The organism is Candidatus Binataceae bacterium, from assembly GCA_035294265.1.
Taxonomy (GTDB): Bacteria; Desulfobacterota; Binatia; order Binatales; family Binataceae; genus DATGLK01.
In genome coordinates, this window is the sequence record DATGLK010000018.1 from 98,130 (window position 1) to 108,291 (window position 10,162).

Sequence of the window (10,162 nt, forward strand, 5' to 3'; positions counted from 1 at the left end):
CCAAAGCGGTAGCGCTGGCCGCGAAGTACTCGCGCCGGGTGCTGGCTTAATTGAAGCCGGTGGTGGCCAAGCGGGCAAAGGTCGGGATGAAGTAGCCCTGGATAAACTCGATCGCAATCAGAACCACAATCGGTGAAAAATCGAATCCGGCGAACACCACTGGCAGATAGCGGCGGACGAAATCGAACAGCGGCTCGGTGATCCCATAGATAAAACGCACGATCGGGTTATAGGGGTTGGGCTCGATCCAGGTCATTACCGCGGAGATTATTACCACCCACAAGTACAGCCCCAGGAGCTGGCTGACGATGCCCAACAGCGTAATGACAAAATTGGTATAGACAAACACGGGATCGATTTTAGCGTGAACGGCCTAGTTCACGCGAGCGGGTGGCGGCGGCTTTGACCGCGTGGCCGACCACCTGGACAAAGTTACCTTGCTCGAAGGCGCGCAAAGCCGCTTCGGTGGTGCCGCCGGGCGAGGCCACCATGCGGATCAATTCATCGGGCGCCAGCTTGGATTGGCGCATCTGGGCCTCGGCGCCACGCACCGTTTGCAAGGCCATCGCCAGCGCTTGCGGCGCGCTCAGCCCTTCGGCACAAGCGGCCTCCGTCAAGGCTTTGATGAACAGATAAACGTAGGCCGGACCGCTGCCCGACAGCGCGGTGACAGCGTCAAGCAGGGCTTCGTCCTTGACCACCACCGCCTCACCGACCGCGACGAAGAGCTGGTGGGCGAAAGCCAGGTCGGCCGGCTTTGCGCGGCGGCCGCGCGCCAGCGCCGCCATGCCCTCCCCCACCATCGCCGGTGCGTTGGGCATCACCCGAATCACGCGCGCGCCGGGCAGTCCCCCCTCCAGGGTGGCCAGCGGGATTCCAGCTGCGATCGAAATAACTAACTTATCTTGCCCGGGTCGCGCGCCATTGGCCAACGCGCCGATACGCTCGATCACTGCCGCAACGCTTTGCGGTTTGACCGCCAGTACCAAAGCCGGTGCCGCGGCCAGCACTTCGCTCAGGTCGGTGCAGGTTTTGGCTCCGGTGGCGCGGCTGAACCGCCGGCGCGCGCGGGCGTCGATATCCGCCGCGAGCATCTGCGCGGGTCGCATCACGCGTCGCGCCACCAACCCTTGCGCCAATGCGGTAGCCATATGGCCGGCGCCAATAAAGCCCAATTTAATCATGCCAGCCGTTCGCCAAACACCGCACGCCCCACGCGCACGATAGTTGCTCCTTCCTCGATAGCGATTTCGAAATCGTCGGTCATGCCCATGGATAATTCGCTTAGCCCAAGGCCGGTGGTGCGGACAAGCCGCTCGCGAAGCTCGCGCAAACTCGCGAAGTAGGGGCGGCTGGCTTCGGGATTGGGGCCTGCCGGCGGGATCGCCATCAGCCCTGCGATATCGACCACCTCGCGCGCGGCCGCGATCAGTGGCTCCAACTGAGCCGGCGCGATTCCGGTCTTGCTGGTCTCGGCGCCCAGATTGACCTCGATCAGGACACGCGGTCGGCGCGCGGGTTGCGCTTTGGCCAGCGCCTGGGCCAGACGAATGGAGTCCAGGCTTTCTATCAGGTCGAAGGCCGCTGCGGCGGCGCGCGCCTTGTTGGTTTGCAGATGGCCAATCAGATGCCAACTAATTCCGGGTAGCGGGCCCACCGCGAGCTGCTTGTCCAGTGCTTCCTGGACGTAATTTTCGCCGAACAAACGCGCCCCCGCTTGATACGCCGCGGTGATCGCGGGCGCCGGTTGGGTCTTGCTCGCCAGCACCAGTCGTACCGTGGCCGGAGCGCGCGCGGCCCGCCGCGCTGCCCTATCCATTCGCTCGCGCACCTGGGCCAGGCGCTCGGCGATCTCCTCCGCCGTCAGCATCGCGCTCCTCAGCTTAAGCCGCGCCGCGGGTACCGTCGATACCGTGGCGGACGAGCGCCGCCATTACTTCTTCGATCGGCAATCCCATGACGTTGGTAAGCGAACCCTCCACCTTTTCGATCAGGCTTCGTCCTTGGCCTTGAACCGCATAAGCTCCGGCCTTGTCGTAAGGTTCGTCAGTGGCGACGTATGCTTCAATCTCACCGACGCTCAGCTTGCGGAAGGTGACGATACTGCTGACCGCCCGGCACTCCAGCACTTGCTGGGTCCGTATCAAGGCAAAGCCGGTGATGACCTGATGGGCGCGGCCTGCCAACCGGCCGATCATCCAGCGCGCGTGATCGCGATCGCGCGGTTTTTCCAGCACCTCGTCTCCCACCGCGACCACGGTGTCGGCACCTAGCACGATGGCCGCCGGATAGCGCACCGCCACGGCGCGCGCCTTATCTTGGGCCAGCCGCATGGCGTAAGGCGCGGCAGCCTCGCCCGCCATCCGTTCCTCCTGGACTCCGCTTTCGATCGCCTCGAAGCGCACCCCCGCCTGGGTCAACAATTGGTGGCGGCGGGGGGATGCCGAGGCGAGCAACAAAACGCCTTGGTACGAGCTGCTCACCCTTGCCAGCATGCCGCTGATGTGGCCTGAATTAAAGGAGGCTAGCGCGTTGGCCGCGGCATCCAGTTCTATCGGCCGTAACGGCGGGGTCGGTGATGAGTGTGCAGAGGTTTGGTTGGATAGTGGCGGGAGCGCTCGCGATCCTGGCAATGGCGACGTGGCCGCAGGCACGCGCGCATCTGTCCCCATCTTCGCCCGCCCAAGCCTTTGTGGCCGGCTATAAATTTTTCGAGCTAGGTGACCTGCGCAATGCGCTACCCCGATTGCAGGCGGCGGGAACGCCTCCGCACCTCGCCGATTATGCGCTATTCTACCTAGGCCAGACCCAATTTGGGCTGCACGAATTTGTCGACGCCCAAGTCAGCTTTCAGCGTTTGCGTGACGGCTACCCGCAAAGCCTCTTCAGACCTCAGGCGGTGGTAATGCTGGCCAAGCTCGCGCTGATCGAAAATCAGTACGAGCTGGCCCGTCAGCAAGCCTTGCTGGGATTGGCGCTGTCCGATCAAGCCGGCCTGCGCGCCGAAGCCCGCCTGGTCCTGGGCCGCGCGCTTATCGGCCTGGGGCGATTAACCGACGGATACTTGCAACTTCAGACCCTGCGCCAGGAAGCCCCTCGCGCCAGCGCCGACGCTCAGGCCCGCGCCACCGTCGCGGCTTTGCTGCGGGCCCATCCCGAGTTGGCTCCGCCGCGCACCCTGGACAACCTCGCCGCCCAGGCCGAGCTGCTACTGCGCGAGGGGCAAGCCGGGCCGGCGCTTGAGAGCGCGCGCCAGGCCCTTAAGCTGTCGCCACCGCCCACCGAGCGCGATGCGATGCTATGGGTGATAGTGCGCGCCTCCCACGGCAACACCGAGCGCCAGGAGCAGGCCCTGCAAGATTACTTGGCGCAGGCGCCAAATGGCGTCCAGGCGCCCGCCGCGCTCGAGCAATTGGCTCTCCTTGCCTGGCATCGAGGCGATACCGCAACCGCCCGCGTTTACTTCGGCCGCCTGGTCGATTTTTTCCCGCACAGCCAGTTGGCGCCCGCCGCGATGTTGCGGATGGGCCGCACCTACGAGGATGACGACCAACTGGAGCAGGCGCGCGCGGTCTATCGCCGTCTGCTGGAGCGTTATCCCGATAGCTCAAGTGCTTCCACCGCGCGCTTCCGGGCGGCTTGGATGCTCTACCTGCGCCGGCGCTATGCTCAAGCCGCAGACGAGTTTGGCGCCGACCGAACCCGCACCGCCGGCGAACCACGCCAGAGCGATCGGTATGCCTACTGGCAGGCCCGCGCGCTAGCCCAGGCCGGTCAAAGCGCTCGCGCCCATGCCCTGTTGGAGATTCTTGCCGCCAGCTTGCAGACCAACTATTACCCCGAGCTGGCCCGCCAGCGGCTAGGAGCAGCCTTTCCGGTGATTGTGCCGGTACCTTTTTCTTCGCCGCCGCCGCCCGCGCAAGCCCAGTCCGCCCGCTGGCGCTACCATCTGGCGCGTGCGCGGGCCTTGAGCGCGCTGGCACTGTATCAACTGGCGGCCGGCGAGTTGCGCTACTTGGCCGAGTTGGGGCGCGACAGCCACCAAACCCAGCTTTACCTGCTGGGTCAGTTTAAGAGCGCGCAGGACTACTACGACGCCCTGGTCACTGCCAGCCGGATGGCCAAACTGGGAGCGCTCTCCGACGATGAGGCGCAACCGCTGCGCTATCCCCGGGCATACTGGCCGCTGTTCAGACAGGCCGCCGCCCGCCAGCACCTATCCTTGCTCCTGCTGCTGGCTCTCTCGCGCCAGGAAAGCCTGTTCAATCCTCGTGCTCGTTCATCGGCTGACGCTCGCGGCTTGATGCAATTAATGCCGGCGACGGCGGAGCGGGTTGCCGCTCAACTAGGGATGAGCCTCAATCTTGCCGAGCTGTTCGATCCTCAAATCAACATTCAATTGGGCAGCGCCAAGCTGCGCCAACTCTCCGACCTCTTCGACGGCGACCTGTTCAAAACGGTCGCGGCCTATAACGCTGGCGAGGACGCGGTGCAGCGCTGGGTGGCGCGCTTCAATGGTCCCGACGACGAGTGGGTGGAGAACATCGACTACAGCGAAACTCGAAACTACGTCAAACAGGTGGTGGGCGGTATGCGCCAGTATCGGATGCTCTACGGTACGTTGACGCCCTAAAGCGCACCGCACCCCACACCCCACACTCTTGCCCTTCCTCATCTTGAATCATGGGGCGGCAATGTCCATGAATCCACGAGCCGCTCGCGCATGGACGAAAATGGGCTACACCGACGCCGCGCCAAGGTGTTACTCCCACCATTCCAAAAGCTTCTCGCAAACGGACAGCGCTGGGCCAAATTCCACGGAGCGCCGGCCAGCCCGTTATCGCTCTGGGAGGCCCGGGATCGCGGTCAGTCCGACCGCGCCGATTCCAACCAACGCGCAAGCCTCGTCATTGTCACTGGTATCGCCTGAAATCCCCACTGCGCCGACGATCTCGCCTGCGCTGTCGCCGATGAGAACTCCACCGGCCGAGGGCACGATACGCCCATGGCTGGTTGCCGCCAGCGCGGTGATGAAGGTGCCCATCCGCGCCGCCCGCGCCGCCAGCTCGCGCGTTCCGAAGCCCATGCCCAAAGCTCCCCAGGCTTTGCCGGTGGCGATGTCGAAGCGCAGGATGCCGGCGCGATCCTCGCGCTTGAATACGATGTGATGGCCGCCGGCATCTAAAACCGCCACTGCCAGGGGCGCCAGATTTCGCCGCCGCGCTTCGGCCAGAGCGCTGTCCACGATCGAGTTGGCCTGAGCCAAGCTTAAAGCAGCCATTGTCACCTCCTGAAGTTACGCTACCGCTCACCTTGCGCTTCAGCCTGATGTGCGGATGGCACAAGCTTACCCGTTTAGGCGGCAGTTAACACCGCCGCAGCGACTTTATAACGCCCGCTCGCCGTTGGAGTTCCCCTTTCAGCAACTTTTTTTCAATCTCCCCTGGGGTTAATGCAGCGGGCATATGGTTTGCGTTAGGGCTGGCACCCTGAAGGGCAAGCCTAACAAGCACAAGGAGAGGCGATGTGGAACCACTGGAATCAGCCTGTGCATTAGGCAGCGCAATGCCCATTTTCGAGGCATACGGGCACCCTCAAGACATCAGCGGCGCTCACGACGAAATGTTCGATTGTCGATGGCAGCCGCGGCCGGGATATCAGGCGCTGGTAGAAAGGCTCGCGCAGATGAGCGCGAGCAGCTTGGCGGGGTTACGCGCCGAGGCCGCGCAGATGCTGCTGCAGATGGGGGTGACCTTCAATGTTTACAACGAGCAGGAGGGAGCCGAACGCATTTTTCCTTTCGACGTCATCCCGCGCATCATCGAGGCGGCGACTTGGCGTCATTTGGAGGCCGGGCTAATTCAACGGGTCAAGGCGCTCAACGCCTTTTTATCGGACATCTACGGCGAGGGACACATCCTCAAAGATGGCGTCGTGCCGCGCGATTTGGTGATGGAATCGTCCCAGTACCGGCGTGGCGCGGTGGGAATCAAACCGACGGCGGACGTGTTCTGCGCGGTCTCCGGCATCGACCTGGTGCGCGACGCCCAAGGGCGCTTTTGCGTGCTGGAGGACAACCTTCGCACCCCTTCAGGCGTCTCCTATGTAATCGAGAACCGGCTGGTTATGACCCGTCTGCTGCCCCATCTGATGCGCACCTGCAGGGTGCGTGGAGTGGAGAGTTATCCAGCCGACCTGCTGGCCACGCTGCGAGAGCTGGCGCCGGGCAACAGTTCCACTCCCACGCTGGCGCTGCTGACCCCGGGCCCGTTCAATTCCGCCTTCTTCGAGCATGTTTTTCTCTCCCAGCAGATGGGGATCGAACTGGTCGAGGGCAGCGATCTGGTCTGCGCCGATCACAAGCTGTGGATGAAGACGGTACACGGGCTCAAGCAGATCGATGTCCTGTACCGTCGCATCGACGATGACTACCTGGACCCCGTGGTTTTTCGTCCCGATTCGATGCTTGGGGTCGCCGGTTTGACCGCCGCGATTCGGGCCGGCGCGGTCACCGTGGTCAATGCGATCGGCACCGGGGTGGCCGACGACAAGGCAATTTTCGCCTACACCCCGCATATGATCTACTACTATCTTGGCGAGCAGCCGCTGCTGCCCATTGTCGAGACCTACCTGCTGCGCGAAACGGATGTGCGCCAACGGGTGCTCCGCGATCTCGATCGGTATGTGATCAAGCCCACCGGAGCTTCGGGCGGCTATGGGGTCGTAATTGGCCCGCGCGCCAGCGAGGAAGAATTGCGCGCCGCGCGAGCACGGATCGAGGCCAATCCCGCCGGCTACGTGGCCCAGCCGATGGTCGCCCTATCGGTCCATCCCACTTTGGTCGAGGGCGAGGATGGCCTCCCCATCTTGGCTGCACGTCACGTCGACCTGCGGCCGTTCGTGCTGCTGGGTGCCTGCCCGCGCCTGTTGGCTGGAGGTTTGACCCGGGTGGCGCTGCGGCCGGGTTCGCTGGTCGTCAATTCCTCGCAGGGCGGCGGCAGCAAGGATACCTGGGTGCTGGGCGAGTAACGTGCTCAAGCGCATCGCCAACCATCTGTTCTGGCTGGGACGCTACCTGGAGCGTGCCGAGTGGCGGGCCCGCTTGGTCGACGTCAACTACCATCTGTTGGTGCAGAGCCCGCAAAGCTCGGAGGGCTGGCTGCCGCTGCTGGCGATCACCGGCGATCGCGCCAGCTTTGCCAGCTATTCCGCCAGCTCCGACGAGGTTTCCGTGCTGCGCTTCTTCACCCTAGAGGAAAGCAACCCCTCCGCGATCCGCAACTGTATCGCGCTGGCGCGCGAGAACTGCCGCGCCCTGCGCAATCACATCTCCTCGGAGCTGTGGCTGGAGGTCAACACCCTATATCTGGATTCGCGCAACTGGGAGTCCGCGGCTTTCCAGGAGCCGGGGGTGTACGCGTTCTTCTTCGACCTGCGCCAGCGCTTCTATCGCCTGTCGGGGGTGGTGGAAAACACGCTGCCGCGCGACCTTGGGTTTGATTTCCTGCTCGTGGGCCGCAGCCTGGAGGCGGCCGAAGACGTCACCCGGCTGCTCGACGTGAAATACCATTTTCTTCTGCCCCGGGTGGAAGATGTGGGTACGGCGCTGGATCTGGGGCAATGGGCGGCGCTGTTGCGCAGTGCTTCGGCCCTGGAGGCCTACCGGGCCACCTACGGCAACGCCATCGGGATCGAACAGGTGGTGGAGTTTCTCCTGTTCGATCCCGCCTTCCCCCGCGCCGCCCGTTTCAGCCTAAAGCGCTTGCTCGCTGCTTTGGAACGAATTGCGGCCGCGGCGCCCACGCCTCGGCCAGTCCCAGTGAGCCCCACCGCAATCGCTTTGGTAGAGCGACTCAGCCGCGACAACGCGCGAGAGGCGATCGAGGCTGGTTTGCACGAATATCTGCTCAGTCTGCAAGCTGATTGCGCGCGCGTAGGTGATGAGGTCTTTGCCGCCTATCTGAAGACTGAGTGAGGGCGATGCGATTTTTGATTCGTCACCTGACGCGCTTCGAGTATGACCAGCCGGCTTACGAGTCGCACAACGAAGTGCGCCTCAAGCCGCGGCCCAGTCGCAGCCAGCGCACCCTGGGCTTTCGCCTGGAGGTTGTCCCTTACGGCGCGGTGCTGGAATATCGCGACGCTTTCGACAACATCGTGCACGCAATTTCCGTCGATATTCCCCATCGCCGCCTGCTGGTCATCACCGATTCGCTGGTGGAGCGCTCGGCGCCCGAAAATCACTCCTCGCTTGACGATCGCGAGGAGCGCGATTACACGATGGCCGAGTTCCTGGCCGGGGACGCGATGCGCGCCCAAGAGCAGTACGACTTTCTCCAGGAAAGCCGCCTGGTGCCCTTCAGCCGCCAGCTCAAAAATCTCTTCTGGATGGTCAAGCCGGCGATGAACGAAGCGGTGGCCGATTACGCCTGTCGCATCGTGGCCTGGGTGCGCGACCAATTCGCTTACGAGCCCGGGACCACCAACGTCAACTCGGATCTCAACCACATCCTGAGCATGGGCGGCGGGGTATGCCAGGATTTTGCTCACCTGACCATTGGCTTACTGCGCTTGGCGGGAATTCCCGCCCGTTATGTTTCGGGCTATCTCGCTCCCAAGGTCGATCCCGGGCAGGGGCGTTTGCTGGGCGAGCAGGCCAGCCACGCCTGGTGCGAAGTTCTGCTCCCGGCCAGCGGCTGGACCGGCTTGGATCCCACCCACGGTTGTCCCACTACCGACCATCACATCCGGGTGGCGGTGGGGCGCGACTACGCCGATGTACCCCCGCTGCGTGGGGTATACCGCAGCGCAGGCGGCAAGCAGACGATGACGGTGGCGCTCCGGATCGAGGAAGCAGATGATTTTGATCCTCCGCCGTTCGATCCCGGTGCGATTCAGCAGTGAACTACGCTGTTCGGATCCACCTTCGCATTGGTGGGCGCTCCGAGATATGAAACGCAGGGTTTAACCAGCGCGCGTTTGAAAGATATGGCGCCTAAACGACGAGAGCCCGCCGTCGCGCCCCAGCTTTAGCACTGCGAAATTTCGGTCTGAAATTCAAATCCGAATACCGCAGCGTAAGCTTCGCGGGACGGGGAGCCAGATGTGCTTCCGGCAAATGCGCTTCCCCCTCCACCAGCACAACCGGGTTGGCTTCAGCCGGCTTGGCGATGGCTGTTGACGGAGAGTTGACGCTGGGATTCGGCCGCGCCGGCTTGCCGGCGAAAAACCAGTGCTGCCGCCAGCCCAACCAACATCAGCGCGAAGCATAACTCAGCGAACCAATCGCCCATCTCGGTATAGAGCGTGGCGGCATGGCGCCAGGTCACGGTTTCTACTTCGGTGCCGCGTGTGAACAGACGGGTACGGTCGATGATCGCACCGTCGGGTTGGATCACCGCGCTGATGCCGGTGTTGGCCACGCGCACCATCGGGGTGTGGGTTTCTACCGTGCGCAAGGCCGACATCGCCAGGAGTTGGTAGGGGGCTGAACTGTCGCCGTACCAGGCGTCGTTGGTGATGTTGACCAGGACGTCGGCGCCTGCTTTGACCGCGCGGCGCGCTAAGTCGGGGAAAATTCCCTCATAGCAGATCAACACTCCCAGCTTGGTACCCGCCACATCAAAGATGGTCTGGCGCCGGCCGGGTTCGAATTCGCCCAATCCAACCACGATCTTGTTGACGAAATAGCCGAAGAAACGGCGACCGGGGACATACTCGGCGAAGGGCGCCAAGTCGATCTTGTCGTAGTAATCGACAATTTGTCCCTGGCCGGAGATAAGGTAGGCACGATTGTAAGAGTTGACCTGGTGATCGGTGATCCCGAAAGCCGGAGCGCCGAACAGAATCGGCACGCCGAGCTGGCGCCCCAACTCCAGCAGGCGCTGACGATAGGCGGCATCATCGGCCAGCATCGGTGGGTATAGCGCGGTGGGCTGAACATAAAAGGCGGCGGCGGCTTCAGGCCAGACGATCAGGTCGGGATGGTGGCGTGCCGCGGCCTGGCTTTGGCTTACGTAAACATTGAAGCTGTTGGGCCGGAAGGCCGGGTCCCATTTGATGCTTTGGGGGATATTGCCCTGCACCATCGCTACGGTTAGCGAGCCATCAGGCTTGCGGCGCGCCAGTTGTCCCATCCGAAAGCTGCCGAATAATACCGCCC

The 10,162-nt window shown here is 63.3% G+C and carries 10 protein-coding genes; 4 read left to right on the forward strand and 6 right to left on the reverse strand.

Annotated elements, in window-relative coordinates; genetic code table 11:
• Positions 1-46: 46 nt before the first annotated feature.
• Genes VKV28_03465 through VKV28_03480 form a run of 4 tightly spaced genes read right to left on the reverse strand, consistent with a single transcriptional unit; the run spans position 47 to position 2,483 of the window.
• Complete coding sequence (locus tag VKV28_03465) at positions 47-349, reverse strand: YggT family protein (GenBank protein HLH75846.1); 303 nt, start codon at positions 347-349, stop codon at positions 47-49.
• 10 nt (positions 350-359) lie between these two features.
• A complete protein-coding gene (gene proC / locus VKV28_03470; GenBank protein ID HLH75847.1) occupies positions 360-1,184 on the reverse strand; it encodes a pyrroline-5-carboxylate reductase in 825 nt (274 codons plus the stop codon).
• Positions 1,181-1,870 (reverse strand): YggS family pyridoxal phosphate-dependent enzyme, encoded by a 690-nt coding sequence (locus VKV28_03475; GenBank protein HLH75848.1) that lies wholly within the window; start codon positions 1,868-1,870, stop codon positions 1,181-1,183. Before VKV28_03475 ends, proC begins: the two co-directional genes overlap by 4 nt.
• A 13-nt stretch (positions 1,871-1,883) precedes the next feature.
• Positions 1,884-2,483: a Maf family protein gene (locus VKV28_03480; protein HLH75849.1), complete on the reverse strand. Its 600-nt coding sequence runs from the start codon at positions 2,481-2,483 to the stop codon at positions 1,884-1,886.
• A gap of 95 nt (positions 2,484-2,578) precedes the next feature.
• Between VKV28_03480 and VKV28_03485 the strand changes: the two genes are divergently transcribed.
• Entirely contained in the window at positions 2,579-4,633 is a 2,055-nt protein-coding gene (locus tag VKV28_03485) for a transglycosylase SLT domain-containing protein (GenBank protein HLH75850.1), read from the forward strand.
• A 204-nt stretch (positions 4,634-4,837) separates the two neighbouring features.
• On the opposite strand, the gene VKV28_03490 is transcribed toward VKV28_03485, so the two are convergent.
• Positions 4,838-5,281 carry a heme-binding protein gene (locus VKV28_03490; GenBank protein HLH75851.1) on the reverse strand — a complete coding sequence of 148 codons (444 nt, stop codon included), beginning with the start codon at positions 5,279-5,281 and terminating at the stop codon, positions 4,838-4,840.
• A 245-nt stretch (positions 5,282-5,526) separates the two neighbouring features.
• Between VKV28_03490 and VKV28_03495 the strand changes: the two genes are divergently transcribed.
• The 3 genes from VKV28_03495 to VKV28_03505 are packed head-to-tail and all read left to right on the forward strand — an operon-like array spanning position 5,527 to position 8,904.
• Positions 5,527-7,029 carry a circularly permuted type 2 ATP-grasp protein gene (locus VKV28_03495; protein HLH75852.1) on the forward strand — a complete coding sequence of 501 codons (1,503 nt, stop codon included), beginning with the start codon at positions 5,527-5,529 and terminating at the stop codon, positions 7,027-7,029.
• A gap of 1 nt (position 7,030) precedes the next feature.
• Positions 7,031-7,975 (forward strand): alpha-E domain-containing protein, encoded by a 945-nt coding sequence (locus VKV28_03500; protein ID HLH75853.1) that lies wholly within the window; start codon positions 7,031-7,033, stop codon positions 7,973-7,975.
• 5 nt (positions 7,976-7,980) lie between these two features.
• Entirely contained in the window at positions 7,981-8,904 is a 924-nt protein-coding gene (locus VKV28_03505; GenBank protein HLH75854.1) for a transglutaminase family protein, read from the forward strand.
• Positions 8,905-9,155: 251 nt separating this feature from the next.
• Here the strand turns inward: VKV28_03505 and lnt are convergent.
• Positions 9,156-10,162 (reverse strand): apolipoprotein N-acyltransferase (gene lnt / locus VKV28_03510; protein HLH75855.1); only part of this gene is annotated, 1,007 nt, incomplete at its 5' end.